The sequence below is a fragment of the Bradyrhizobium sp. CCGB20 genome, assembly GCF_024199855.1.
Classification (GTDB): Bacteria; Pseudomonadota; Alphaproteobacteria; order Rhizobiales; family Xanthobacteraceae; genus Bradyrhizobium.
The window spans coordinates 5,440,818-5,464,914 of the sequence record NZ_JANADN010000001.1 but is presented as its reverse complement, the minus strand read 5'-3'; the positions used below and the strand labels follow the sequence as shown (position 1 = coordinate 5,464,914).

24 protein-coding genes are annotated in these 24,097 nt (G+C 63.6%); 12 read left to right on the top strand and 12 right to left on the bottom strand.

What is annotated here, in order from left to right:
• Positions 1-16: 16 nt before the first annotated feature.
• Positions 17-793 (bottom strand): Arm DNA-binding domain-containing protein, encoded by a 777-nt coding sequence (locus NLM15_RS25435; protein ID WP_254120185.1) that lies wholly within the window; start codon positions 791-793, stop codon positions 17-19.
• Between the two features lie 169 nt (positions 794-962).
• Positions 963-1,109 carry a hypothetical protein gene (locus NLM15_RS25430; protein WP_254120184.1) on the bottom strand — a complete coding sequence of 49 codons (147 nt, stop codon included), beginning with the start codon at positions 1,107-1,109 and terminating at the stop codon, positions 963-965.
• Positions 1,110-1,517: 408 nt separating this feature from the next.
• Between NLM15_RS25430 and NLM15_RS25425 the strand changes: the two genes are divergently transcribed.
• Together NLM15_RS25425 and NLM15_RS25420 are read left to right on the top strand one after the other, a co-directional pair.
• Positions 1,518-2,174: a hypothetical protein gene (locus tag NLM15_RS25425; RefSeq protein ID WP_254120183.1), complete on the top strand. Its 657-nt coding sequence runs from the start codon at positions 1,518-1,520 to the stop codon at positions 2,172-2,174.
• 470 nt (positions 2,175-2,644) lie between these two features.
• The gene (locus NLM15_RS25420) at positions 2,645-2,818 is read left to right on the top strand and encodes a hypothetical protein (RefSeq protein WP_254120182.1); all 174 of its coding nucleotides are present in this window, start codon (positions 2,645-2,647) and stop codon (positions 2,816-2,818) included.
• A 287-nt stretch (positions 2,819-3,105) separates the two neighbouring features.
• On the opposite strand, the gene NLM15_RS25415 is transcribed toward NLM15_RS25420, so the two are convergent.
• Complete coding sequence (locus NLM15_RS25415) at positions 3,106-3,729, bottom strand: TetR/AcrR family transcriptional regulator (protein ID WP_254120181.1); 624 nt, start codon at positions 3,727-3,729, stop codon at positions 3,106-3,108.
• Positions 3,730-3,851: 122 nt separating this feature from the next.
• Between NLM15_RS25415 and NLM15_RS25410 the strand changes: the two genes are divergently transcribed.
• Complete coding sequence (locus tag NLM15_RS25410; RefSeq protein ID WP_254120180.1) at positions 3,852-4,826, top strand: alpha/beta fold hydrolase; 975 nt, start codon at positions 3,852-3,854, stop codon at positions 4,824-4,826.
• A gap of 136 nt (positions 4,827-4,962) precedes the next feature.
• Here NLM15_RS25410 and NLM15_RS25405 read toward each other — a convergent pair whose 3' ends face one another.
• Complete coding sequence (locus NLM15_RS25405) at positions 4,963-5,202, bottom strand: hypothetical protein (protein ID WP_014494790.1); 240 nt, start codon at positions 5,200-5,202, stop codon at positions 4,963-4,965.
• A 341-nt stretch (positions 5,203-5,543) separates the two neighbouring features.
• On the opposite strand from NLM15_RS25405, the gene NLM15_RS25400 reads away from it, so the two are divergent.
• From NLM15_RS25400 to NLM15_RS25390, 3 genes are all read left to right on the top strand, one after another.
• Positions 5,544-6,452, top strand: a complete 909-nt coding sequence (locus NLM15_RS25400; RefSeq protein WP_254120179.1) for a dihydrodipicolinate synthase family protein — start codon at positions 5,544-5,546, stop codon at positions 6,450-6,452.
• Positions 6,453-6,597: 145 nt separating this feature from the next.
• The gene (locus tag NLM15_RS25395; RefSeq protein ID WP_254120178.1) at positions 6,598-7,569 is read left to right on the top strand and encodes an SDR family NAD(P)-dependent oxidoreductase; all 972 of its coding nucleotides are present in this window, start codon (positions 6,598-6,600) and stop codon (positions 7,567-7,569) included.
• Positions 7,570-7,840: 271 nt separating this feature from the next.
• On the top strand, positions 7,841-8,959 hold the full coding sequence (locus NLM15_RS25390) for a dienelactone hydrolase (RefSeq protein WP_254120177.1): 1,119 nt from the start codon (positions 7,841-7,843) through the stop codon (positions 8,957-8,959).
• A 9-nt stretch (positions 8,960-8,968) separates the two neighbouring features.
• Here the strand turns inward: NLM15_RS25390 and NLM15_RS25385 are convergent, their stop codons facing one another.
• The gene (locus tag NLM15_RS25385; protein ID WP_254120176.1) at positions 8,969-9,475 is read right to left on the bottom strand and encodes a MarR family transcriptional regulator; all 507 of its coding nucleotides are present in this window, start codon (positions 9,473-9,475) and stop codon (positions 8,969-8,971) included.
• A gap of 408 nt (positions 9,476-9,883) precedes the next feature.
• Here NLM15_RS25385 and NLM15_RS25380 point away from each other — a divergent pair, with 408 nt between their 5' ends.
• Positions 9,884-11,440: a porin gene (locus tag NLM15_RS25380; protein ID WP_254120175.1), complete on the top strand. Its 1,557-nt coding sequence runs from the start codon at positions 9,884-9,886 to the stop codon at positions 11,438-11,440.
• 325 nt (positions 11,441-11,765) lie between these two features.
• Here the strand turns inward: NLM15_RS25380 and NLM15_RS25375 are convergent, their stop codons facing one another.
• From NLM15_RS25375 to NLM15_RS25365, 3 genes are all read right to left on the bottom strand, one after another.
• Complete coding sequence (locus NLM15_RS25375; protein ID WP_254120174.1) at positions 11,766-12,245, bottom strand: GcrA family cell cycle regulator; 480 nt, start codon at positions 12,243-12,245, stop codon at positions 11,766-11,768.
• A gap of 72 nt (positions 12,246-12,317) precedes the next feature.
• On the bottom strand, positions 12,318-12,515 hold the full coding sequence (locus NLM15_RS25370) for a hypothetical protein (RefSeq protein ID WP_007603456.1): 198 nt from the start codon (positions 12,513-12,515) through the stop codon (positions 12,318-12,320).
• A gap of 199 nt (positions 12,516-12,714) precedes the next feature.
• Positions 12,715-13,656, bottom strand: a complete 942-nt coding sequence (locus NLM15_RS25365) for an acetamidase/formamidase family protein (RefSeq protein ID WP_254120173.1) — start codon at positions 13,654-13,656, stop codon at positions 12,715-12,717.
• Between the two features lie 238 nt (positions 13,657-13,894).
• Between NLM15_RS25365 and NLM15_RS25360 the strand changes: the two genes are divergently transcribed.
• The 4 genes from NLM15_RS25360 to NLM15_RS25345 are packed head-to-tail and all read left to right on the top strand — an operon-like array spanning position 13,895 to position 17,831.
• A complete protein-coding gene (locus NLM15_RS25360; protein ID WP_254120172.1) occupies positions 13,895-14,611 on the top strand; it encodes a YdcF family protein in 717 nt (238 codons plus the stop codon).
• A 60-nt stretch (positions 14,612-14,671) separates the two neighbouring features.
• Positions 14,672-15,454, top strand: coding sequence for a DUF169 domain-containing protein (locus NLM15_RS25355; protein ID WP_254120171.1), 783 nt, complete (start codon positions 14,672-14,674; stop codon positions 15,452-15,454).
• Positions 15,455-15,463: 9 nt separating this feature from the next.
• Positions 15,464-16,642, top strand: a complete 1,179-nt coding sequence (locus tag NLM15_RS25350) for a trans-acting enoyl reductase family protein (RefSeq protein ID WP_254120170.1) — start codon at positions 15,464-15,466, stop codon at positions 16,640-16,642.
• 13 nt (positions 16,643-16,655) lie between these two features.
• A complete protein-coding gene (locus NLM15_RS25345) occupies positions 16,656-17,831 on the top strand; it encodes a trans-acting enoyl reductase family protein (protein ID WP_254120169.1) in 1,176 nt (391 codons plus the stop codon).
• 140 nt (positions 17,832-17,971) lie between these two features.
• Here NLM15_RS25345 and NLM15_RS25340 read toward each other — a convergent pair whose 3' ends face one another.
• Positions 17,972-19,168 carry an FAD-dependent monooxygenase gene (locus NLM15_RS25340; RefSeq protein WP_254120168.1) on the bottom strand — a complete coding sequence of 399 codons (1,197 nt, stop codon included), beginning with the start codon at positions 19,166-19,168 and terminating at the stop codon, positions 17,972-17,974.
• A gap of 147 nt (positions 19,169-19,315) precedes the next feature.
• Between NLM15_RS25340 and NLM15_RS25335 the strand changes: the two genes are divergently transcribed.
• A complete protein-coding gene (locus tag NLM15_RS25335; protein WP_254124404.1) occupies positions 19,316-19,786 on the top strand; it encodes a MarR family transcriptional regulator in 471 nt (156 codons plus the stop codon).
• A 70-nt stretch (positions 19,787-19,856) separates the two neighbouring features.
• Here the strand turns inward: NLM15_RS25335 and NLM15_RS25330 are convergent, their stop codons facing one another.
• From NLM15_RS25330 to NLM15_RS25320, 3 genes are all read right to left on the bottom strand, one after another.
• Positions 19,857-21,116: an O-antigen ligase gene (locus tag NLM15_RS25330; RefSeq protein ID WP_254120167.1), complete on the bottom strand. Its 1,260-nt coding sequence runs from the start codon at positions 21,114-21,116 to the stop codon at positions 19,857-19,859.
• A 155-nt stretch (positions 21,117-21,271) separates the two neighbouring features.
• Positions 21,272-22,822, bottom strand: a complete 1,551-nt coding sequence (locus NLM15_RS25325; protein ID WP_254120166.1) for an undecaprenyl-phosphate glucose phosphotransferase — start codon at positions 22,820-22,822, stop codon at positions 21,272-21,274.
• Positions 22,823-22,939: 117 nt separating this feature from the next.
• Positions 22,940-24,073 (bottom strand): glycosyltransferase family 4 protein, encoded by a 1,134-nt coding sequence (locus NLM15_RS25320; RefSeq protein ID WP_254120165.1) that lies wholly within the window; start codon positions 24,071-24,073, stop codon positions 22,940-22,942.
• Positions 24,074-24,097 lie beyond the last annotated feature (24 nt).

Sequence of the window (24,097 nt, the reverse complement as noted above, 5' to 3'; positions counted from 1 at the left end):
GTATTGAGCGTCATCGCTATCGATCCCGATCAGTTCGGGCCTGATAGGGTCGCACCATGGTCGTCAAGATCGCCTTCGGCGCCAACGCTACCTCACGGTCTGCCGGCAGGTCCGGATGATCGAGTCCCCACCACAACGTCCTGACCTCATCATCGGTGAGGACGCGATCACGTGACTGCTCCTTACCGCCGCGGCGGTCGAGATCAGCGAGTGGGTTCGTCGGCACAAGCTTGCGGCCGGGTTGCTTTGCCCAACTGAACATTTTGTGCAGCACCGACTGCGTTCGGTTTGCGCTCACGGGCGCGGACTCTGCGATCTCATCCAACAGCTCGGCCGCCATGTCATCGGTCACCGTGGCTGCCGGCAACCGTCCCCAGGCCGCCCGGGGTCGCTTCAGATAGTGCTGATCATTCTTCCATGAGTCCTTATTCGGCTTCGCGTATTGCTCAATGTATTGATCGGCGAGCTGGTCAAACGACAGCTCCTCCGCATTGGCGGCTTTCCGTCGTTCTGCGCGCTTCCGTGCGCGGGGGTCTTCGTCGCGAGCGATTTCCTTCCGATGATCCCCAACCTTGCGCTTGGCGTCGGTCAGGGTGATGTCGTCATACTGACCGAGAACGAGCGTCACGGTCTTGGCGAGGATCGGCGACCAGTACTTGAAGGCGAAGGTCTTCGCGCCGTTCTTGGTGACCCTCAGATATAGGCCTGGGCATGAACTGTCGGCGAGTTCAATGCGGTCTTTTCCGGGAGGGCACTTCGCTGCTTTGATCGCGCTGTCTGTGAGTTTTGGCATCTGTGAACATTGCTTGAACTACCGCCCTAGTCCCGTGCGAAAATCCTTGCCCCGGGGCAAGGAATTGTCGGGATAGGGTGGTACGTCATGAGACGTTGAGGGGCATTAAGTGGTTGGATTTACTCTAGAAGTTAATCCTACCACGTCTCTCTTTGTTCTATAAATGTTCTCAGTTTTTCGCCTGGGAGACTAGGGGTCGGAGGTTCAAATCCTCTCGCTCCGACCATTTTGCAATCGCGTTTGCCGCCAGCACGCCGCGGCGCGCGAGGTAGAGATCAATCACCTTCTGCGCCTTGTCGACAGTCCAGGTCAGCACCTCGGCGATCTCCGGCGCAGTCGCGCCGGCCTCGGCGAGCAGCGTCGCGGCTGTGCCGCGATTGACGAAGTCGGGATTGGCGGCGACCGCCTCGGCATTGATCGCATCGGGCTTGTCGCAGTCCTCGCGCCAGTGCTCGTTGAAATAGCGCGCAGTGCGTTGCGGCTAGGGGACGCGCCCGACGACTAGGCGCGTCCCAAGTTACGCTTGGCGTAGGCCTTTCCGGTCGGTGTCAGCATCACCAGCGTGCCGGCCCTATACTCGCTTCATTGGGCTTCGCGAGTGGGTGGGCCATGGGGGCACCTTTTCGGCTACGCAATTAATGGTGCAGACCGCGATTGTTTCCGAATGTTTCTAATTGTGCTAGAGGGAGCACACCTATCAAAAAGTGTGCCGGGCCCACCCGCTATGAACTTCGTCCAGAGAGTGAAACGTAAGTTATTTAAGCCGCGGGAGGTCATTGAGGGGTACGAGAACCCGGAGCTGGTTGAAACCATTTTCCGCAAGACAATCAATTACAAGCCTAGTTGCGACTGGCCGTTAGTCGTGGGCGTAAACACGGTACTCGACTTCGGCGGCGGAGCCGGCCTGCATTACAGAGTTGCCCGCCAGCAATCCCCGGACGTTCGGTGGGCGGTGGTGGAGACGCCGGCGATGGTGCGGCGTGCACAGGAGCTTGCCACCGACAAGCTGATGTTTTTCGAGCGTATCGAGCAGGCCGCCGAATGGCTCGGGAATGTCGATCTCGTTCATTCGAATGGGGCCATACAGTATGTCCCGGACGCCCTTGAAACAGTGAGAGCGCTGTGTGCGGTTCGACCGGCAGCGTTGATGTGGCACCGCGTCCCGATTAGCGAAGAGAGCAGACGAGAGATCCAAACATCGTACCTGAGCGACAACGGACCAGGGTCGCCGATGGCTCTCAAGGAAAAGCTTGTCAAATACGAGCGGAATTGGATTCCGGAGCAGGCCTTCATAAGGGCTCATCAGGGTTTTCTTGTCGCCGAGCAACGCCCGGATCCCAGCGAGCGAGGCACTCAGCAATTCAGGTTTGTGCGTAGCTAGCACAGGGCATGGATTCGGGGCCCGTTTCCAATGTTCTGTCGAAACGTCAATGATCTGCCTGCGCCGGGGAGACTAGAGGTCGGAGGTTCAAATCCTCTCGCTCCGACCATTTTCAGCCGGATTTCAGGGCGTCCGGATTTCTCTCGCGAGTTCGCTCTACCCATCAAGTCAGCAATGCTGTCGGTTAAGCGCCCGCGCCCTCCGTCGCCATCCAATGGGCGATAACGATCGACAACGGCAGACCTACGCGCGGCGTAGGTTGTCGATTTGTCCACGGGCCCTTCCACTTGAAGTCTTTCAACTTTTCTTTGCGGGCATGCCAAGCGTTGGCACCGTTGTTCATGCGTAAAAGTGCGCGATTTGAAGACTAGGCGCCATTTCTCAATCCGCGCATGCAAACATTTTTAATTCATTTGGAACAAAATCCATCCACGCTAGTCTCTAGTCCGTCACACGTCATGGTGAGTTGCATGCGAGATGACCAGCTAGCTCTTCAAGCCGTCAGCGATGCGCAGCGGATTCTTGAAGAGTATTTGAAGCCTCAGCCGCGCAACAACGAGCGCGTCATTCTTGATCAGTTGGTTGAAGTTCTTGAACGGCCCGACCTGATCGTGGCTGTCAGTCGGATGCGGCGCGAGGACTAGCGCGATTAGGAAGCTGTTGCGCGAGCGCTTGCCACTCATCCGCAAGGGCCAGCCAAGCTGCCTCATCAGGCGCCCATCGCGCCTCCGACGCGTGCGCGCGGCAATCTTCGGCGAGCGCAAGATACCTCGCAACTTCACTGATCGTTTCTGAATTGCGCTGCATCCGTTGATCATTGCGGCCATTGGCGATCAACGCAATCGGACTCACGCGTGCAGAGGCAGGAACCGAATCAGTGTGCCGAAACTGCAACGGTTTCGAGGATACCGTTCCATCCGCAGTTACGCCGTTACCTCAAATACCCCACCACCATCCGCGTCGTCTCATCCACCAGCGTCCTCACCATCTTCTCCGACAGCATCTCGGCCTGGTTCAGCACTGTGTTGTGCGCGACGGCTTCGATCGCGCTGACGCAGATGAAGGCTGCGAGCCCTGGATCGATCTTGCGCATTTCCTTGCGGCGGCTTTCGAGATAGGCGCGCACGAGGGCGTGGACCTCGTGGTTGAAGGCTTCGACCTCGGCGAGCCGGCCCGAACGCGGGATCTGCTCGGCGAGCACGCGGTGCAGGTTCGGGTCGATGTGATGGGCCTCGATCGCGACGGTGACGAGTTTCCGCACGGCCTTCTCGATCGGCATATCGGCGACCTCGACGAATGCTGCGCGGACGATCGTCATGATCTCCTCGTTGTGACGGTCGATCACGGCGGCGACGAGCGCCTCCTTGCTGGGAAAATACTGGTAGAGCGAGCCGACGCTGACGCCGGCGATTTCGGCGATCCGGTTGGTGCTGGTCTTCTCAAAACCTTCGCGGACCAGAATGCGAGCAGTTGCCTCGACCAGCGCATCGACGGTGGCGCGGGATCGCGCCTGCGAGGCATTTTTCCGGGGTTTTGTCGGAGGTTTGCGCGCCATGAGATCTGCGATCCGAATGCGAGTATGAAAAGCGAGCGAATGCTCGCATTATATCCGCATGTGGCGGCGGTTGAACAAGCCTTTTCGTCGCCACGCAGAGCCTGGTCTGGCGGAGACGTCACATGAGCGTTGCAAGGATCGCATCGGCCTTTCAGTTTTGTCCGGGCGGCCGATTGTTGGGGATGCGGCCACCCGCCGATCCCGCGCCGAGCTTGCAAAGCCGATGCTTCAACGCGCTGCTGCGGCGGCTTCCCTACAAGCAGCAGCTCGCGTCCGCCGAGGCCGTGCAGGCGCATGTGCAGAAGCTTGCATTGGCGCCAGCCTCGTATGAGCCGACGGGACTTGGCCGCGGCGTCGAGGCGACGCTGACCAAGATGGGCGGATGGCCGGTCTATTACACCGCGCCGTCGTCGGGCCATGAGGGCTGCAACCACGTCATGTTTCTGCATGGCGGCGGCTACATCAACGAGATCGTGCCGGCGCATTGGCGCTTCGTCGGACAGATGACGCGCAAGGCGAGAGTCGTGTGCGTGGTGCCGATCTATCCGCTCGCGCCGCGCGCCACTGCGAAGGACGTCGTGCCGGTGACGGCCGAGCTGCTGCGGATGCTGCTCGAAGACGCGGGGCCCGCAAAGGTCACGGTGGTCGGCAATTCGGCCGGTGCGGGGCTTGCGCTCGCCGCCTGCCAATGGCTGCGCGATCGCGGCCATCGGCAGCCGAACCGGCTGGTGCTGATCTCGCCCGCGGCCGATGCGTCGGTCAGCCGCCCGGAGCAGGTCGAGATCGCAGGCCGCGATCCGATCCAGGACATTCCGGGGATCGTCGAGGCGGGGCGGCTCTATGCCGGCGAGCTCGATGTCGGCCATCCCTTCGTCAGCCCGCTCAACGGCGCCTTCCGCGCGCTGGCGCCGATGACGATCTTCGCAGGGACGCGCGATCTGCTTTACCCCGACAGCGTCGATCTCGCGGAGCGGGCGAGGGCGGTGGGCGTGCCGGTCGAGCTGCATCTGCGCCGTGACCAGCCGCACAATTACGCGCTGATGCCGACGCCGGAAGGGCGGCAGGCGCGTGCGATCATCCTGCGTGCGGTGGCCTGAGGGGAAGCTGTGATCGTCGTCACAAGGCGCGCGCCGCCGCAATGGCGTCTGGCGCTGGCAGTGCCGCGCGGAGAGACCAGACGGCCTCCGGGCGTTTCCTCATCCGTCGTCTTGGTATCAGTAGTTTTGCGGGACCTTAGGCGTGGCCCTTGATCTCGTAGTGACCCGGCACGCATTTGTAGCGCTCGAGGCGCCAGTTGGCGTGATAGATCGGATGCTCGCCCATCCATTTTGCAAGCGGTGCCTGTGCACCGATCGCGCACTGCATCATCGATATCTCGGGAGTCATGTTGCTGTCGGTCACGATTTCCTCGATGCAACTGCCTGAGCTGGCTGCGCTCAGCCGGCAGAGCACGGCAACGACGGTCACGAACATTCCTGTCACCTCATCGGTAGTTTCAGACCACGAAGAGGATGCAAGCGGAGTGCCAGAGCCTGTGACGGAAACAACACGCTGGCCTGGCCGACTCGACCCGGCGTCCAACCCCATTTGATGATTCGGATTGTAAAAAAATTGCCCATAAACCGAAGCCGGGCAAATACGGGGAACCCACAAGGAATCACTGCAGGAATGGCTGCAGGAATGATTGATTGTGGGGGCTGTGCCGCGCGGACGGCCCTTCACAGAGGCTGCACAGGCGATACGCTTCGAGGCGTGCGGATACTCGTCAAAAGAGCGGGACCGGCACAGGACCAAAGGAAACGCGAGGGCAGACCATGAAGGTACGACCGACCGGCGTGATCCCGCCGATGACGACGCCGTTCCGCAAAGACGGCGAGATCGACTACACGCTGGTGGCGCCCCAGGTCGACTGGATGATCGGCGCCGGCGCGCATGGCGTTGCGGCCGGCGGCTCGACCGGCGAGGGCCACACGCTCGATCACGAGGAATATCGCGACCTGATGGAAGCGACGGTCGAGGCGGTGAAGGGCCGCATCCCCGTGATCGCCGGCATCATCGTGGACTCCACGCGCGATGCAATTCGACGCGGCAAGCTGGTGCGCGACATGAATGTCGCCGCGCTCCAGGTCACGCCGGTGCACTACCTGTTCAAGCCGGATGACGAGGCGATGGTGGCGCACTTCCGCGCCATGGCGGATGAGACCGGCATGCCCATCATCATCTACAACGTGGTGCCGTGGTCGTACCTCTCGCCGGCGCTGCTGACGCGGATCATGACCGAGGTGCCGCTGGTGATCGGCGTCAAGCAGAGCGCGGGCGATCTCAAGCTGTTCGCGGATCTCATGATGATGGCGCCGGACAAGCTGATCTACAGCGCGGTCGATGCCCTGATGTATCCGTCCTACACGCTCGGGGCCCACGGCTCGATCGCCGCGATCCTGACGGCGGCCCCGCATGCCTCGGTCGCATTGTGGGATGCGGTGAAGGCGGGCGACCATCCGCGCGCGCTCGAGCTGCACAAGAAGCTGCTGACGCTGTGGAACGCTGTTATCGCCGACAATCTGCCGGCCAGCACGCGCTACGCGCAGACGCTCCAGGGCCTGCCGAAGACCTATCCGCGCGCGCCGATGCCGGAGGCTACCCCCGCGCAGCAGGCCGCAACTCGCAAGGCGCTGGAGGCGCTCGGCGCATTGGGCGGTCAACGCGTCGAAGCGGCCGAATAGTCCGCGCGCCGAAATAATCGATGTCGAACAGCAGCGCCGATCCGCTTTTACCTGCGGATGCGGCGCTGCTACATTTTGCGCGCGCCCGCGCGAACAGCGCAGCGATGAAAGAAACATACCGACAAGGGGAGGGGCCGAAAGTCCCATGAAGGATTTTGCAGGAAAGATCGCCGTCATCACCGGCGGCGGCACGGGAATGGGACGCGAGCTCGCGCGGCAGCTCGTCGCCGAGGGCTGCAATGTCGCGATGTGCGACGTCTCGGAGGCCGCGATGGCCGAGACCAAACGGCTCTGCGAGGTCGAGAAGCTGCCGCAGGGCCTGCGCGTCACGACGCATGTCGCCGACGTCTCGATCGAGGATCACCTGAAGCGTTTTCGCGATGAGCTCGCCGAGCAGCAGAAGACGGACAAGATCCATCTGCTGTTCAACAATGCCGGCATCGGGGGCGGCGGCAGCCTGTTCACCAACACGCGCGAGCAGTGGGAGCGCACCTTCAACATCTGTTGGGGCGGCGTCTATCTCGGCGTCCGTACCTTCCTGCCGATGCTGGTGGCGGCGGACGAGGCCCACATCGTCAACACCGCCAGCGTCAACGGCTTCTGGGCCTCGATCGGCATGGGGCAGGCGCACACCGCCTACAGCTCGGCGAAGTTCGCCGTGAAGGGATTTACCGAAGCGCTGATCAACGACCTTCGGCTGCACGCCCCGCACGTCAAATGCTCGGTGGTGATGCCCGGCCATATCGGCACCTCGATCGTCTCCAATTCGCGCAAGGTGCAGAGCGCCGACGGGTCGGAGCGACTCAATCCCGACGAGGTCGCGCTGACCCGCAAGCGCATGGTCGCGGCCGGCGTGCCGGACGCCGACAAGATGTCGGACGAGGACATCCAGGCGGTGTTCGCCGAGCGCGCCCGCAGCTTCCTCGAGGACGCGCCCACGACCGCGGCGCAAGCCGCGAAGATCATCCTGGACGGCGTGAGGGCGGAGCGGTGGCGCATTCTTGTGGGTGAGGACGCAAAGCGTCTTGACGAGCGCGTACGCGCGGCTCCGGAGCAAGCCTACGACCGCGCCTTCTACGAAAGCTTTACGCAGGAGGTCGGCTGGAAGCTCGGCTGATTTGTTTGGCTGCGACTGTCAACGAGCGTGCGCCGATATAGGTATGACGGCCATCATGGCAAGAGGTGCGCGGCTAATAATCAGTGCCACCTCTTGCCAGTTTCCGCCTCATGACGAATTGGAATGTCATGCATGCAACATATTCCCGCGATCAAGCGATGTTCAAGCGATGGTGATGTTAAAGGGCTCTCATTCGGCGCACCGCAGCTTGGTTGGTGAACCAAAATAGTTTACTCAAACAGGGGTAACGCCATCATGAAGCGTAGCTCCGATGATACCCGCATGCCTCTCCGACGACTGGATCCTCTGCCCGGAGAGAGAGGACATTTCCGCTGAATTCACGCGGCTCCTCACCGCGGCGCAGGAGGGGGGCGCCACCATCGCAGAATGCCTGATGATCGCGCGCCAGCTCAAGCAGGACGGCGAGCAGTCCTGGCATCGCGAGTGGAAGAAGCTGGCGCAGGCCAACCGTCATCGTGCCGAGGCGGCCTTCGTGGAAGGCCACATGGCGACCGCGCAACGCAACTGGCTGCGGGCTCTGAACTACTACGGCGCGGCCGCGATGCCGCTGGACCCGGCGGACGAGCGGCGCTGGGTCGCGGTGCTGGCGATGCAGGAATGCGCGCGGCGTTTCCTCGCAGCGCGCAGTCCGGCCGGCGAGGTTATCACGATTCCCTGGGCCGACGACGGGCACGCCTTGCAGGGCTATTTCCTGCCTGCGCCATCGGCGGGCAAGCGGGCTCCGACCGTGATCTGCATCGGCGAGCCCGGACACCGCAAGGAGGAATTCCTGTTCAAGCTCGCGCCGCATGCGCGCGAGCGCGGACTGTCGATGCTCGCCCTGGATCTGCTCGGCGACCAGCGCGACGATTATACCGACACGCTCTTGCAGCGCCGCGACCTCGAGAGCTCGATTGCCAGCGCCATGGATTACCTGGAGACGCGCGGCGACGTCGATTTCGATCGCGTCGCCATCGTGGCCGACGGGTGGGGCTCTTCCTTCGTCGCGCGTGCGGTGTTGCAGGAGCCGCGGCTCGCTGCGGCCGTCTGCGACGGCGGCCTGTGGGACCTGCACGAGCGATCCTTCTTCGCCAGCCGCTTTGCGATGAGCGACCTCAGCATCGTCCCGGTGCCGCATTCGCCGCTGATGGCCTCCAGCGCCGACTGTCCGGTGCTGATCACGCTCGGCGAGGAGGGCTGGCTCAAGGCCGACCGGGCGCGTCAGATCGTGCAGACGTCGCGGCTCGGCAGCTCCGATATCGTGCTGAAGGTGTTCACCGCGGCCGAGACCGGCGCGGCGCAGGCTCATGCGGACAATCCGAGCCTTGCCAACGAATACATCTTCGACTGGCTGGAATCGCAGCTCGGCGCCGCCGGCCGCCGGATCTGAGCGGAAGCCTCAGAAGTCGAGCGAGATCCTGACGCAGGCCTTTTCGAGCCGGGTCTTCAGCGTCGCGAGCTTGCCGGTGAATTCGGTCAGCTCGTTCTCGTCGAACTCCTGGAAGACGAATTCGCGAATCGTCTTGTACTGCTCGTTGAGGCTCGCGATGTGCTTCTGCGTCTTCTCGACCAGCGAGAGCCGCACCACGCGGGCGTCGGTCGGCGAGGGCCGCCGGCGCAGCAAGCCCTTCTTCTCCAGCAGCTTGGACTGGGTGGTGACGAAAGACGGATCGACGTGGAGCAGCTTGGAGACCACGTTGACGGGCACGCCGTCGTCCTTGTCGAGGTCGGAGATCGCCATCAGGATCAGCCATTGCGGACCGCTGATGCCCAGCGTTCTCGCCCAGAACTGACGCAGCTCCTCCAGATACATGTTGATCGACGATATCTCCCAGGTGAAACGCCTGATGATATCAAGATTGCCGATGGAGCGGAGGCGCGCCCCTTCTTTCCTCGTCGCTGACACAGCGTCACTCCCGTGATCTGATTCTTTCCGGCCGGTGTCTTGCAAGGCAATAGTCCACGCAAGTCTGCCCTGACGCAAGTGCAGAGCAGGGTAATTTTGTCACTAAAACTACAAAGATGATCAACTCAGCATTTTGCCTCACCCCTGCGGTGTTGCGCGCGGGGCACAGGCCCAGGGAAACGAGAAAGCTGAGCAAATAAACTATTTTGATTAGCGAACGGCGCAGGCATATTGACCCTCGACGGTGGGGGGTTCTCGATCGTCCCGTTGCAGGTGGTTCGCTCACGTCCCTCGCGTCTCAAGCGGGTGTGTCCGAAAGCGCGAAGCGGCCGAGCGGATTTGAAGAGACGGGGATGGGGGGGCCTCACGGTCCGGTCTCCGCAAAATGAGCAACTTGGAGGTTTTTAAATGAAAGTGGTGAAGAGCCTTTTGCTCGGCACTGCGGCGGGTCTGATCGCCGTCGGTGGAGCTCAGGCCGCCGATCTTCCGGTCAAGGCCAAGGCGGTCGAGTACGTCAAGATCTGCACGCTCTACGGCGCGGGCTTCTACTACATCCCCGGCACCGACACCTGCATCAAGCTCGGCGGCTATCTGCGTGCTGAAGTCGCGCTCAATGCCGGCGGCAACTACAGCGCCCAGTACAACGGCGTGTTTGCGGCGAACAACCGCCTGACCAACTACTACTCGATGCGCGCTCGTGAAGATCTCAACATCGACACGCGCACCGCGACCGAGTACGGCGTGGTCCGCACCTACTTCGATGCGGTCTTCACCTGGACGACCGGCAACTATACCGGCACCGGTTCGGCCACGGGCGGGACCCAGTACAGCGGCACGATCGGCCTCAACGCGGCCGGCACCGGCCTCACCGGCTCGAGCGGCGGCGCGGTCAACGGCACCGACGGCGGCATCTCGGGCGGTGCGCTCGGCGTCTACTACGCCTTCATCCAGTTCGCCGGCTTCACCCTGGGTAAGGCCGTGTCGCAGTTCGACGCGCCCTGGATCAACTATCCCGGCAACAACTTCGATCAGCTGGTCGGCGGCAGCGGCTCCACCAACGGCGTCGCCCAGATCACCTACACCGCTGACTTCGGTCAGGGCATCACGGCGACGTTCTCGGCGCAGGACCAGACGCAGGTCTTCCAGACCGCCCTCTGGAACACCGCCGGCATGTCCACCACCGGCGTCCTCGGCGGTGCCTACGGCTCGAACAATCTCGGCGGCAGCCGCGCGCCCGACCTCGTCGGTCAGGTCCGTGTCGACCAGGCCTGGGGTCTCTTCCAGGCGTCGGTCGCCGCGCACGACAACCATGTCGGCTACTACGGTGCGACCGAAGTCACCGGTCACCCCGAAGACAAGTGGGGCTGGGCCGTTCAGCTCGCTCTGCAGATCAAGAACATCCCGACCGGCGCCGGCGACGTGATCAACATCTCGGGCGTCTACACCGACGGCGCAAGCCGCTACAACTTCCAGGAGCTGGCCGCGACCAGCTACTCGATGTTCGGCAGCTCGAACGCCGCGTATCAGAGCATCGGCTTTGCCGGCGTGTCTGATGCGGTGTTCGGCCCCGGCGGCGGTCTCGAGCTGACCAAGACCTACGGCTTCCGTGGTGCCTACACCCACAACTGGAGCCCGTACTGGAACACGGCGCTCTACGGCGCGTGGGCTGCGGTCAACTACAGCGGCACGGCCAAGGGCCTGATCTGCGGCAGCGCCGCGTTCGCGACCCTGACCGGCACCTGCAACCCGGACTTCAACATCGGCCAGGTCGGTGTCATCACCCGCTGGACGCCGGTCAAGAACCTGACCTTCTCGGCTGACTTCACCTACAGCCATCTCGACCAGAAGTACTCGGGCGCGATCACGACCGCCGCGCTGACGGGCGTTGCCAAGCCGGCGGCGACCTACGAGCTGAAGGACCAGGACACCTACAGCCTGCTGCTGCGCGCCCAGCGCAACTGGTAAGCTTCAGGACGTTCCGATCTGATAGAGCCCCGGCGGGATACCGCCGGGGCTTTTCTTTGGGGCAGTGGCCTTTCGGAAAAACCGGAGGCCCGTGCAGGCGACGAAGACGAGCTATGCGATTCGATCGCCAGCAAATTTATTTACTTACCTGAGTTAATCAGCTATATAGTCTTCAGTGGTTACGAAAGTAGCGCTCTTAGCTTGATGCTAAGCCTCCAGAAACCTCCGGTAGTGCCCTGCCGGAGGTTTTTCGTTGTGGGATTGCAAAGCGTTTTCGAGCGAAGTGGATACCGGTTCGCGTAAAGAAAACGCGTCGAACAAGAATTCAGCCGCGCATCATGCGGGCGCGTGAATTCGGCCGGTAGGCGAGGCGGCTGTGGCCGGCGCAGTAGGACTGGCCGTCGGGCGCAACATTGCCGCAGAAGCAGAAATCCTCCGCCCCCGGCGTCGAGATGGGCCAGCGGCAGCGGTTCTCGGCAAGCTCCAGCAGCGAGCAGCGATTGGCGTCGTCGATGGGACCTGCGACCACCGGTCCGTCGGTCTCGCCGTAGATCGTGGCGAGCATCTCATATTGCAGTCGCGGCACGGCTCTCCGCGCGCGCGCCGACGCATGGCCCCTGTCCTGAACCTTGCGATCGTCGAGCGTCCGGCCGCGCGTGAGATTGAGGCGCGACAGCTTGCCGATCACCGCGTTGCGGCTGACACCGATGTCGGCAGCGATCTCGCTGCAGGTGAGGCCGGCCTCGAAGTGCTGCTTCAGAATTTCGATTCGTTCGTCGGTCCAGGTCGGTGAGAGAACAGGCATTTGTGACGATCCCAGGTTGCAGATGTCGGCCATCCGCCAGCGAGATCCATCCGCTTCACATTCAGCGCGCGCTCACGTCCTGCCATTGTCGCGGATCGACAAAAGCCCGTCCTTGATGGCGAGACGGATGCCTTCCTCGATCAGTGTGCGAGCGACGCCGGGAACGCTGGTGCCGTGGGTGCCCTGTCTCACCAGCTTCTCCAGGTAGGTGATGGTCGAGAGCGCCAAGGTTACGGGAATGCGGTCAGTCTCGGCTTTTTCGGTGGCCATGCCTAAACGCTAGCCTCTTACGCAGGTACATAAAAGTAACGATTAAGACTCTATTTAGGTTCGGGGGTGGGAGTCAAATCCGGATTGAAGCGGTGGGGCAGGCCATTGGAATCATTTGGAAAATCGGGCATGCGGCGACCCGCCGCGCGAAATGTCGGGCGGCGTTGCGGCGTCAACAGGTCGGGAAAGGCCGTCCCGGCTAGCCGTGCACGATCGCCTTTTCGATCATGCAATGGATGCCCTTGCAGCCGTTGACGGTCTGGGTCACCCGCAGATCGGCCGCCAGGCTGCACAGCGTGTAGGCATCCTCGCGCGACAGGTTTCGCGTCTCGCCGAGCAGCACAATCATGTCGCGCAGCGCGCGCACCACGCACTGGTCGAGGTCGGGGTCCATGGCCATGGTCATGTAATGCGTCGCCGTCTCGGCGCGGGGATAATCGAACCTGAGGTCCTTGCGCAGCGTCAGGCGGAAGCGGCCCTGGAGCGCGGTCTCGATCGCGGTGACGCAGACCTCGCCGTCGCCCTGCACGCCATGGCCGTCGCCGCAGGAGAACATCGCGCCAGGGACGAACACGGGCAGATAAAGCGTCGCACCGGCACCTAACTCCTTGTTGTCGAGATTGCCGCCCATCGCGCGCGGAACGAGCGAGGAGATGCGGCCCCAGGCCGGCGGCGGCGAGACGCCCATCACGCCGAAGAACGGTTTTAGCGGCAGATCGAGGCCCCAGGGCATGCGGCCGACCATCCGCGACCGGTCCAGCGGGATGTTGAGGATGCGCGTCTCGTGGAAATCGTCGGGCAGGGTACCCGACAGCGGCTTGATCATGTTCCATCCCCAATCCTGCCGGAGCTGGACGTCGAGGATCTCGACCGCGAGCACGTCGCCGGGCTCGGCGCCTTCGACGGCGATCGGGCCGGTGAGGATGTGGCCGGGCAGCATGCGCTCGTTCTTGGCATGAACCTCGTGCATTTCCGGCGGAATGTGAAACTTGTCGCGGTCGGGCAGCATGTCGGGCCCGCCGCTGATGGTGTCGACCGTCACCTCGTCGCCGCTCTTGATGGTGAGGACGGGCTTGAGCGCGGCTTCGAAGAAGCCCCAATGGCAGGTTTCGGGACTTGAATGCAGGTGGTGATGGGTCATTTGCCGCGTCCGTTCGGTTTGATCAGAACTCGTCATGAGAACTTGTTATGCCCGGGCTTGACCGGGCGATCGATCCTCTTTCAAGAAGATTTCTGAAGACGGACGGGCCGGTCAAGCCGGCGCATGGCACGATCATTCCAGCGAGGCTCCCCTGTATTTCGTTCTTTCCAAGACCCTCGGCACCGCTCTGCTGCCGATCAATCTCCTGGTCGAGCTCGGAATCCTGTCGCTGCTGCTGATGGCGACGCGCTTTGCCGCGCTCGGTCGCAAGCTTGCCGTGACCACCCTGGTGCTGCTGGCAGTTTGTGCATTTTCGCCACTCGGCAATCTCCTGATTTATCCGCTGGAGTCGCGCTTTCCGGCGTGGGATCCGTCGCGGGGGGCGCCCGACGGCATCATCGTGCTCGGCGGCTCCGTCGACACCGATCTGTCGGCAGCGCACCGCATGCCGGTGGTCTCGCATGCGGCCGATCGCATGTTTGCGCCGGCCGAGCTCGCGCGCCGCTATCCGAAGGCACGCATCGTCTTCACCGGCGGCACGGCGAACCTGGTCGCGACGGAGGCGAGGGAAGCCGACTATTCCGCGCCGATCCTGGAAAGCCTGGGAATTCCGAAGGAGCGCCTGATCCTCGAGCGCGACTCCCGCAACACCTGGGAGAACGCGATCTTCACCAAGCAGCTGGTGACGCCGAAGCCGGGCGAACGCTGGCTTCTGGTCACCTCGGCTTTCCACATGCCGCGCTCGATGGGGATTTTTCGCAAGGCCGGATTTGATGTCGAAGCCTATCCGGTGGATTGGCGGATGGGCGGGCGCGACGAGCTCTTCGCCTTCACCCGGAACGGGGCCGATGGTCTCGGCAAGACCGACCTTGCGGTGCGCGAATGGATCGGCCTCCTGACGTATCGCATCCTGGGGCGAACCGGCGAGTTGCTTCCGGGACCGGGCAAGGACTAAAACGGGAGCCGCAAAACAAGAACACAATACCGGCGCGCGATCGCCGGTCGGGAGGACGCCATGCAACAGCAGAGCGCAGACAGGATCGATCTTGCCGGTCTCGTCGCCGATCTCAACAGCCTGCTGCGGCTGAAAACGACCGTGATCGGCATGAAGCTGTTCGCGCATGCCGCCGACATGGAAGCGATCCCGAAGATCCGGCGCCCGAACGCGGTCCACACCACCGACCAGATCGTCAGCATGGCTGCACGTTTGGGCTGGACGGTCGGCATCACCGCCGATGATCTTGTCGGTGCGCAGTGCCGCGCGGTGATCGGGCTTGCGCCGCAGGATGAAAAATGGCTCGCCGGCGAAAACTATGTCGGGGTCTGGCACGGCACCGCCGAGGACGCGCGCAAACGCCAGGAGGCGCTCGACGTGGTTCCGTTCGGGCGGTATCAGGCGCTTGCGGTCAGTCCGCTCGCGAGCGGCCGGCTCGATCCGCCCGATATCTGCCTCGTCTATGCAACGCCAGGGCAGATGATCATCCTGATCAACGGGCTGCAATATACCGGCTACAAGAAATTCGAATGGGGCGTCGTCGGTGAGACCGCCTGTGCGGATTCCTGGGGGCGGGCGCTCAAGTCCGGGGAGCCCAGCCTGTCCTTGCCATGCTATGCCGAACGGCGCTATGGCGGCGTGCCGCACGAGGAGATGCTGATGGCCTTGAAGCCCTCGCATCTCGCCAAGGCGATCGAGGGCATGAAGGCGCTGGCCAAAAACGGCCTGCGCTATCCGATCCCGCCCTATGGTATTCAAAGCGACGTCCGCGCCGGCATGGGCGTGAGTTACGCGAAGAAGTAAAGGCCGACCATGAGCTCTGCGAAATTCGACATCGTTGTCTACGGCGCGACCGGTTTCACCGGCCAGCTCGTCGCCGAGTATCTGACGGCGCATTACAAGAGCGACAAACAGCTCAAATGGGCGATGGCGGGCCGTAGTCTCGGCAAGCTGAAGGCGGTGCGCGATGCGATCGGCGCGCCAGGGAATACGCCGCTGATCGTGGCGGATGCGTCCGACGCGGCCTCGCTGAAGGCGATGGCGGAGCAGACGATGTCGGTGATCACGACGGTCGGTCCGTATCAGCTCTACGGCGAGGAACTGCTTGCGGCCTGCGTCGCCACCGGGACCGATTATTTCGATCTCTGCGGCGAGCCGATCTGGATGCGGCAGATGATCGACAAGTACGAGGCCGCGGCCAAGGAGAGCGGTGCGCGCATCGTGTTCTCGTGTGGTTTCGATTCCGTGCCGTTCGAGCTCGGTGCGTTCTTCGTGCAGGAAGAGGCCAAGCGTGTGTTCGGCGCGCCGGCCGCGCGCGTAAAGGGCCGCGTGCGCGACATGCGCGGCACGCTGTCGGGCGGCACCGCCGCGAGCGCGAAGGCAACCTTCGATGCGGTCGCCAAGGACATCAGCCTCGTAGCGATCCTGAACGATCCGTTCGCGCTGACGCCGGGCTTCACTGGTCCGAAGCAGCCGAAGGGCAACAGGTCGGTGCTCGAGGAGGACCTGCAATCCTGGGCCGCGCCGTTCATGATGGCGCTGATCAACACCCGCAACGTCCATCGCTCCAACATGCTGATGGGCTTTCCCTACGGCCAGGACTTCGTCTACGACGAGATGGTTTTGACCGGTCCCGGCGAGAAGGGCGAGGCCAACGCGAAGCGCGTGATGGCGGCCAACTCCGAAAAGACCGGCCCGAGCGCGCCGAAGCCGGGCGAGGGGCCCTCGAAGGAAGAGCGGGAGAACGGGCTCTTCAATCTGCTTTATGTCGCGATCGCGCCCGACGGCCGTGCGGTCCGCGCCGGTGTCACCGGCGACCGCGATCCCGGCTACGGCTCGACCTCGAAGATGATCTCCGAATGCGCGATCTGCATGCTGCGCGACGTGACGGATGTCGCCGCCGGCTTCTGGACGCCGGGCGCAGCGATGCAGCACAAGCTGATCAAGCGGCTGCGTGACAATGCGGGGTTGACGTTCGCGGTGGAAGCATAAGGCCCACTGATCCGTGTCCGCGAAGTTCGACATCGTCGTCTACGGCGCAACCGGATACACAGGCCAGCTCGTCGCCGAGTATCTCGCCGCGCACTACGTCGGTGATGGTGCGCCGACATGGGCGATGGCGGGGCGCAGCAGAGACAAGCTCGCATCCGTTCGCGATGCGATAGGTGCGCCCGCGGACACGCCGCTCATTGTTGCGGACGCCGCCGATCCTGCATCGTTACGCGCGATGGTCGATCAGGCGAAGCTGATCGTCACCACGGTCGGTCCATACCAGCTTTATGGCTCCGATCTGCTTGCCGCCTGCGTCGCATCTGGCACCGACTACATCGATCTCTGCGGCGAGCCGATCTGGCTGAAGCAGATGATCGACCGGCATGAGGCGGCCGCCAAGGCGAGCGGCGCGCGCATCCTGTTCTCCTGCGGCTTCGATTCAATCCCGTTCGAACTCGGAGCGTTCTTCGTGCAGGAGGAAGCCCGGCGCGTGTTCGGGGCGCCGGCGCCGCGCGTCAAGGGGCGCGTCCGCGACCTCAGTTGGAAGTTCTCCGGCGGCACCTCGGCGAGCGCCAGGGTCACCTTCGCAGCGGTTGCGCAGGATCTCAGCCTGGTGTCGATCCTCAAGGATCCCTTCGCCTTCACGCCCGGCTTCGAAGGGCCGAAGCAACCGCGCGGCAACAAGCCTGTTTTCGAGGAGGACCTGCAGTCCTGGTCCGCTCCGTTCGCGATGGCGACGCTCAATACGCGCAACGTCCATCGCTCCAACATGCTGATGGGATTCCCCTATGGCAGGGATTTCATCTACGACGAGATGGTGCTGACGGGGGCTGGGGACGAAGGGCACGCCAATGCCAAGCTGGTCATGGCCGCCAACAGCGAAAAGACTGGTCCTGAAGCGCTCAAGCCTGGCGAGGGACCATCGAAGGAAGAGCGGGATAACGGTCATTACGACCTGCTCTATATCGCGATCGCGTCCGATGGCCGTCAGGTTCGCGCGGCGGTCAAGGGCGATCTCGATCCCGGATATGCGTCAACGGCGAAGATGATCTCCGAGTGCGCACTCTGCCTGTTGCGCGATACGCCGGATGTCCCGGCCGGTCTCTGGACGCCCGGTGCAGCGATGCAGCACAAGCTGATCAAGCGGCTGGTCGATCACGCCGGGCTGAGGTTTGAGGTGGAAGGCTAGGCGCATTTGCGCGTCTAAATGACGGTGTCGTCGCCCGGCTTGACCGGGCGAGCCAGTATTCCAGAGACAGTCGTTGTTGAATCGAGAGGTCGCGGCGTACTGGATCGCCCGCCTTCGCGGGCGATGACGCTGAGATTGCCTCACGCCGCCCGCGCGTCATACGCGTACATGAAATCCATGCCCTTTGCGCCGAGCGGCAACAGCCATTTCATCATCTGATTGCGGACCCATGCGCCGGTGGCGCTGAATTCGCGCTTGCTGTTTCCGTTACGGCGCGCGATGGCGACGATCTTCTCGGCGCGCGGGCGCCGCTCGGCCTCGAAGGCCTGGAAGGTGGCGCCGAGCTCCTGGCCCTCCTGTATCAGCCGCGCGAGCCGCATTGCATCCTCGAGCGCGAGCGAAGCGCCCTGGCCCGCGTGGGGGCTGGTCGCATGCGCGGCATCGCCGATCAGCAGCGAACGCTTGCGCGACCAGGTCGGCAAGGTCGCGACGTCGAGCGTGTCGGTGACCACGATGTTCTCGGCCGCTTCGATGATATCGGGGATCGGATCGCGCCAGCCGCGATGAAAACCGCGCAGATGCTGCTTCAGCGTCGCGTGGTCGAGGGCGCGGAACGTCGCCGCGTCCATGCCGCGCGCGGGCTGCGTGCTCCACCACATCACGCCGTCGTTCGGATCCGGGCTGCAATAGCCGTAGCCGAAGAAGCCGCTCTTGCCGAACGTGGTCTCGACGTGCCGGCCGATCGGCCGGCCGTCGAGGACGGCGTGCGGCACGAAACCGCCGAACCCGATCAGTCCGGTGTCGAACGGTTGCGGACCGTCCGGCACGACCTGGCGGCGCACGACCGAGTGCACGCCGTCGGCGCCGATCAGGAAGTCGCCCTCGGCGGTGGTGCCGTCGGCGAAGTAAGCGATGATCTGCTGGTCGCCGCGGTCCTCGATCTTGATCAGGCGCTTTTCGAAATAGAGCGAGACGCAGGCGCACCAGGCCTTGTCGATCAGGATCTCATTCAGCGTGGCGCGGCAGACGTTGACGGCCGGCTGGCCGAAGCGCCGCGCCATGTCGCGGTTGATCGAGCCGAGCCGCTCGCCGCCCTGCGAATAGAAGTCGAAGGACTCCGCGATCGAGCCGCGGCTGATCAACTCGTTCGCAAGACCGATCTCGTCCAGCACATGCATGCCGTTCGGCGCGATCTGAAGACCGCCGCCGATACCCTTCGAATAGGGCCAGGCCTCGTAGATCGCGGACTCGATGCCGGCGCGGCGCAGCAGGATCGCGGTGACGGGCCCGGCGATGCCGGCGCCGATGATCAGGGCCTTGCGGGGACGGTAGGACATGGCTTGCTCCCGACGTTTCCGTGGTGCTAGGAGAAATTACGGTCGCTAAATCTCTTAGTGACTAAGATATATATCGACTAAGATATGAGGTGAGCCTTGTCAAGGACGAAGGCACGCACGGCATTGCTGGGCGAATTGGAAGAGGCGATGCGCAGGTCGTCGGCGCAGGGCGTGCTCTATGGCCAAACCGTTGCGAACGTTGCCGGAATTGCCAATTCCGACCTCGAATGCATGGACATCCTCTATCTCGAGGGCCGTGTCACCGCGGGCCGGCTTGCCGAGGTCACGGGGTTGACGACGGGCGCCATCACCGGCGTGATCGACCGGCTCGAGAAGGCTGGCCTCGTGCGCCGCGAGCGGGACGAGAAAGACCGCCGCAAGGTCTTCATTTCCGTCGTGCCGGAGCAGGCGATGAAGATCGGCCAGCTCTACGTGCCGATGCAGCAGGCGATGGAGAAGGTGTTTGGCGCCTATTCCGACCAGGAGCTGCGCCTGCTGCTGCGCTTTGCGACCGAGGGCTACAAGGGGGTGCTTGCTGCGACCGAGGCGTTGAAGGGCCTGCTCGACACGCCGCCGGAGAAACGTCCCGATCTCAAGCTGAAGAAGCTTCGTCGCTAGAGCGTTTTCAAGCGAAGTGGATACCGGTTCGCGTCAAGAAAACGCGTCAAAACAAAACAAGAAACAGACATTACCGTTCCGATTCCATCGGAACGGTAATGTCTGTCTTGTAGATTTGCGCGGCTGCGATCATGCCCCACATCGCGCCCAGCATCATCCAGAAGTGGCGCCAGTGGTCGGTGTCGATCACGAAACTTTCGCCGACGGTGCCGACGAAGGCGGAGAAGATCGCGAGATAGGCGCGCTGCCAGGGCACGCGGACGAAGATGTGCCGGAAGCCCATGATGACGGTGGTGAAGACCAGCGCGGGATAGCACATGCCGGAGAGCCAGCCGCCGGACATGAAGGCGTTGAGGTAGGAGTTGTGGGTGTCCTCGGGGAAGTAGCGGTGGAACTGCAAGGGGCCGATCCCGAACGGCAGGTCGAGCGCCATCTCGGCGCCGAGGATGTGCCGGCCGAAGCGGCCGAAGCGGCCTTCGTCATAGCTCTGGTCGAAGCTGGCGCGCTGCTTGAACATCTCGGCGGTGGAATCGAATGACAGCAGCACGGCGATCAGCGCCAATCCCAGCACGGCGGCGACGATCGCCATGATGACGATGCGCGAGCGCTGCGCGTTGGTGCGGCTGGTCAGCACCATCAGCGCCAGCATGAAAGCCGACGTCAGCACCAGGCCACCCCAGGCGGCGCGGGAAAAGGCGAGCAGGATTGCCAGCGACATGATGCCGAAGGCGATGACGTTGCGGAAGGCCTTGGCCAGCTTGTCCGAGACCACGCTCTGGAGCGCGAACAGCGCCGGCAGGATCAGGAAGGCGCCGAGCACGTTCGGGTCCTTGAACGTGCCGCGCGCGCGTCCGTACAGCGTGAGCAGGTCGTTTCCGCCGGGAACCAGGTGGAAGTAGCCGGCGACCGCCGACAGTGAGGCGACCATCGCGCCGGCCACGAGACCGCGGCGGAGCATGTCGAGCCGGGCCGCGGTGTCCTCGGACGTGACCATGGCGAAGAAAACCACGGTGATCGCCATGTACCAGGAGGTCGCGATCCAGCTCACCACCTCGGACTGTTCGAACAGCGGGACCGCGCTGATGGTGTAGCCGACATTGAGCAGGACCAGCATCAGGATCAGCGGCATCAGCACGAGCCGCAGGCGCAGGCCGGTCGCGAAGAAGGTGACGGCGGCCAGCAGTGTCACAATCTCGTAGGGGCTCGGTTCGATGAAGACGATGGCGCCGGAGGCGCCGACCAGCCACACCAGCGCGCGCTGGATGGCCAGCACGCCGGGCGCAGCCGGCGCGGCAACGTTCACTCCACCGGCTGTCGCCGCATACGCCATCACACGCTCACGCTACTCGTACGCTACAAACACCGCTGTCATCGCCCGGCTTGACCGGGCGATCCAGTATTCCGCGGCGCGCGTTGCGGAAAACGGCTGCCGCTGCGGAGTACTGGATGCCCCGGTCAAGCCGGGGCATGACGGAGAAACTCAACTCAATACGCGTTCTCGTTCTTGGTCAGCAGCGAGATCGGCGTCTGCAGGAGAATGACGAGGTCAAACAGCACCGACCAGTTCTCGATGTAATAGAGGTCGAACTCGACGCGCTTCTGGATCTTCTCTTCATTGTCGATCTCACCGCGCCAGCCGTTGATCTGGGCCCAGCCGGTGATGCCGGGCTTGACGCGGTGGCGGGCGAAGTAGCCGTCGACGGCTTCGTCGAACAGGCGGCTCTGGAGCTTGCCCTGCACGGCGTGCGGACGCGGGCCGACCAGGGACAGGTTGCCGGAGAACACCACGTTGAAGAGCTGCGGCAGCTCGTCGAGGCTGGTCTTGCGGATGAAGCGGCCGACGCGGGTGACGCGCGGATCGTTCTTGGTCACGACCTTGGAGGCGGTCGGGTCGGCCTGGTGGTGGTACATCGAACGGAATTTGTAGACGTCGATGCGCTCGTTGTTGAAGCCGAAACGCTTTTGGCGGAACAGCACGGGGCCGGGGCTGTCGAGCTTCACCGCCAGCGCCACCAATCCCATCACCGGCAGGGCTGCGAGCAGCGCAACGCCGCCGACGATGCGGTCGAACAGCCACTTCATCACGAGGTCCCAGTCGGTGATCGGCGCCTCGAACACGTCGAGCGTCGGCACCTCGCCGAGATAGGAATAGGAGCGGGGACGGAAACGCAGCTTGTTGGTATGCGCCGAGAGGCGGATGTCGACCGGCAGCACCCAGAGCTTCTTCAGCATCTCCAGGATGCGCGTCTCCGCCGAAATTGGCAGCGCGAACAGCACCAGATCGACCCGGGTGCGGCGGGCGAATTCGACGATGTCGTCGACCTTGCCGAGCTTGCGCGCGCCGGCGCAGGTATCGAGCGCGCGGCTGTCGTTGCGGTCGTCGAACACGCCCAGCACGTGGATGTCGGAATCCTCCTGGGCGTTCAGCGCCTCGACCAGCTGCTCGCCATTGCTGTCGGAGCCGACGATGATGGTGCGGCGGTCGAGCCGGCCCTGGCGTGCCCAGGTGCGCACCAGCGAGCGCAGCACCAGACGTTCGGCGATGAGCGCGGCGAGCCCGAGGAAGTAGAAGGCGGCAAGCCACAGCCGCGACATCTCGCTGCCGAACTTGGCGAAGAAGGATGCGCCGATGAACAGCAGGAAGACGAACGACCAGGACGAGATCATCCGCGTCATCTGCCGGAGCTGGTCGCGGAACAGCTGCACCTGATACATGTCGGCGGCCTGGAAGCAGACCACGGCGGCGCCCGCGACGGCGACGATTTCCGCGGGGTAAACCCAGCTGAATCCGCCGGCCCGCGGCATGACATAGCCGACATAGAGCGCGATGCCGACGAAGCTCAGCAGCGCGAAATCGGCCAGGCGGACGAAGCCCGCGATGACGATCGGCGAATAGGCGCGGGCGACCTTCTGGTTGACGACTTCGAGCGCGGCGGGCGAGAGCCGGCGACGGCGCTCCACAAAGGGTTCGTCAGCCGGCTTCGCCGCGGCGCTTGTCGCGGCATCCAGCATCGAGCGTGCGTTGAGCGGTTCCACGGGCGTCCACGTCCATTCCAAATAACCCGCGGCGCAGCATTGCGCCCGGGCGAGCATCCCCTGGCACCTCGACTATCGGACAAATCGGAAGATTCTCTAAAGCGGTCTTAAGGATGGTTAATGATTGGCAAATGCGTCGCGATAACCCGCGAGCACGCCGTCAACCATCGCTTGCTGGGAGAAATGTGCGGAGATGCGCTCGCGCAGGGAGACGGCGCGCTGCGCGGTGCCTTGCGGATCGTCGAGCGCGGCCGCGATCGCTTCTGCCATGGCCTCGGCGTTGCTCGCCGCAAACAGCGCCGGGCTCTCAGGCCCGAAAATCTCTGGGATGCCGCCGACGCGGGCCGCGATCATGGGAATGCCGGCAGCTCCAGCCTCGATCACGACATAGGGCATGGAATCGCCGCGCGAAGGCACGACCAGCAGCCGGCCCTTGGAGAAGCCGAAACGTGCCTTGGCGTGACCGATGAAGCGGATCGCGTTCGAGAGGCCGAGCTTCTCGACCTGCGCCTTCAGCGCCGCGGTCTCCTCGCCGTCGCCGCCGAGCGTGAGCGTGACCTTCTTGCCGCCCTCGTGCAGGCGCGCCACCGCATCGACCAGCAGATCCGCGCCCTTGATGTGCCTGAACTCGCCGACATAGGCGAGATCGGTGGCATCCTCAGCGATGATGACGGGCTCGAACTCCTCCGGCGTCACGCCGTTGAAGACGCAGTGCACCACGCCATTGGGGGTTCCGACGATGCGCTGATAGGTGTCGCGGGCAAATGCGCTCTCGAACAGGAACAGGTCCGTCGCGTCCATCAAAGTGCGTTCGAGCCGGGCGTAGAACTCGCCCTTGAGCGTGTTGAGCGGGTAGTGCAGCGAGCCGCCATGCGGAGTGTAGATGCGGATGGTGTCGTCGGAGCGCCGCCGCATGCGGACAAAAGCGCCGGCTTTGGCGCCGTGGCCGTGCATGACGTCAGGCTTGAGCTCGCCGATCAGGCGCCGCATCCGCAGCCACACCAGGACATCGTCAGGCGAGGGTTCGCGGCGGATCGCGAGGCGATGCACGCCGAGCTTCAGCCGCGGCGCGAGCTCGGCCAGCGCCTTGTCCGCGCGCTCGCCGCCGGTGAGGCTGTCGGCGAGAATCCCGACATGATGACCGCGATCGACCTGGCCGTTGGCGAGATCGAGGATGTGGCGGAAGATGCCACCGACGGGCGCGCGCACGGCGTGCAGGATGCGGAGCGGCCGGTCGGGAGAGGGGGGCATGATCAGAACCAGCGCTCGACGGCG

Excerpts from the sequence above, each read along its gene's own strand:
- NLM15_RS25435 (WP_254120185.1), bottom strand. The coding sequence starts at position 793 with ATGCCAAAACTCACAGACAGCGCGATCAAAGCAGCGAAGTGCCCTCCC.
- NLM15_RS25425 (WP_254120183.1), top strand. The coding sequence starts at position 1,518 with ATGAACTTCGTCCAGAGAGTGAAACGTAAGTTATTTAAGCCGCGGGAG.
- NLM15_RS25420 (WP_254120182.1), top strand. The coding sequence starts at position 2,645 with ATGCGAGATGACCAGCTAGCTCTTCAAGCCGTCAGCGATGCGCAGCGG.
- NLM15_RS25415 (WP_254120181.1), bottom strand. The coding sequence starts at position 3,729 with ATGGCGCGCAAACCTCCGACAAAACCCCGGAAAAATGCCTCGCAGGCG.
- NLM15_RS25410 (WP_254120180.1), top strand. The coding sequence starts at position 3,852 with ATGAGCGTTGCAAGGATCGCATCGGCCTTTCAGTTTTGTCCGGGCGGC.
- NLM15_RS25405 (WP_014494790.1), bottom strand. The coding sequence starts at position 5,202 with ATGTTCGTGACCGTCGTTGCCGTGCTCTGCCGGCTGAGCGCAGCCAGC.
- NLM15_RS25400 (WP_254120179.1), top strand. The coding sequence starts at position 5,544 with ATGAAGGTACGACCGACCGGCGTGATCCCGCCGATGACGACGCCGTTC.
- NLM15_RS25395 (WP_254120178.1), top strand. The coding sequence starts at position 6,598 with ATGAAGGATTTTGCAGGAAAGATCGCCGTCATCACCGGCGGCGGCACG.
- NLM15_RS25390 (WP_254120177.1), top strand. The coding sequence starts at position 7,841 with ATGATACCCGCATGCCTCTCCGACGACTGGATCCTCTGCCCGGAGAGA.
- NLM15_RS25380 (WP_254120175.1), top strand. The coding sequence starts at position 9,884 with ATGAAAGTGGTGAAGAGCCTTTTGCTCGGCACTGCGGCGGGTCTGATC.
- NLM15_RS25375 (WP_254120174.1), bottom strand. The coding sequence starts at position 12,245 with ATGCCTGTTCTCTCACCGACCTGGACCGACGAACGAATCGAAATTCTG.
- NLM15_RS25370 (WP_007603456.1), bottom strand. The coding sequence starts at position 12,515 with ATGGCCACCGAAAAAGCCGAGACTGACCGCATTCCCGTAACCTTGGCG.
- NLM15_RS25365 (WP_254120173.1), bottom strand. The coding sequence starts at position 13,656 with ATGACCCATCACCACCTGCATTCAAGTCCCGAAACCTGCCATTGGGGC.
- NLM15_RS25360 (WP_254120172.1), top strand. The coding sequence starts at position 13,895 with ATGGCGACGCGCTTTGCCGCGCTCGGTCGCAAGCTTGCCGTGACCACC.
- NLM15_RS25355 (WP_254120171.1), top strand. The coding sequence starts at position 14,672 with ATGCAACAGCAGAGCGCAGACAGGATCGATCTTGCCGGTCTCGTCGCC.
- NLM15_RS25350 (WP_254120170.1), top strand. The coding sequence starts at position 15,464 with ATGAGCTCTGCGAAATTCGACATCGTTGTCTACGGCGCGACCGGTTTC.
- NLM15_RS25340 (WP_254120168.1), bottom strand. The coding sequence starts at position 19,168 with ATGTCCTACCGTCCCCGCAAGGCCCTGATCATCGGCGCCGGCATCGCC.
- NLM15_RS25335 (WP_254124404.1), top strand. The coding sequence starts at position 19,316 with ATGCGCAGGTCGTCGGCGCAGGGCGTGCTCTATGGCCAAACCGTTGCG.
- NLM15_RS25330 (WP_254120167.1), bottom strand. The coding sequence starts at position 21,116 with ATGGCGTATGCGGCGACAGCCGGTGGAGTGAACGTTGCCGCGCCGGCT.
- NLM15_RS25320 (WP_254120165.1), bottom strand. The coding sequence starts at position 24,073 with ATGCCCCCCTCTCCCGACCGGCCGCTCCGCATCCTGCACGCCGTGCGC.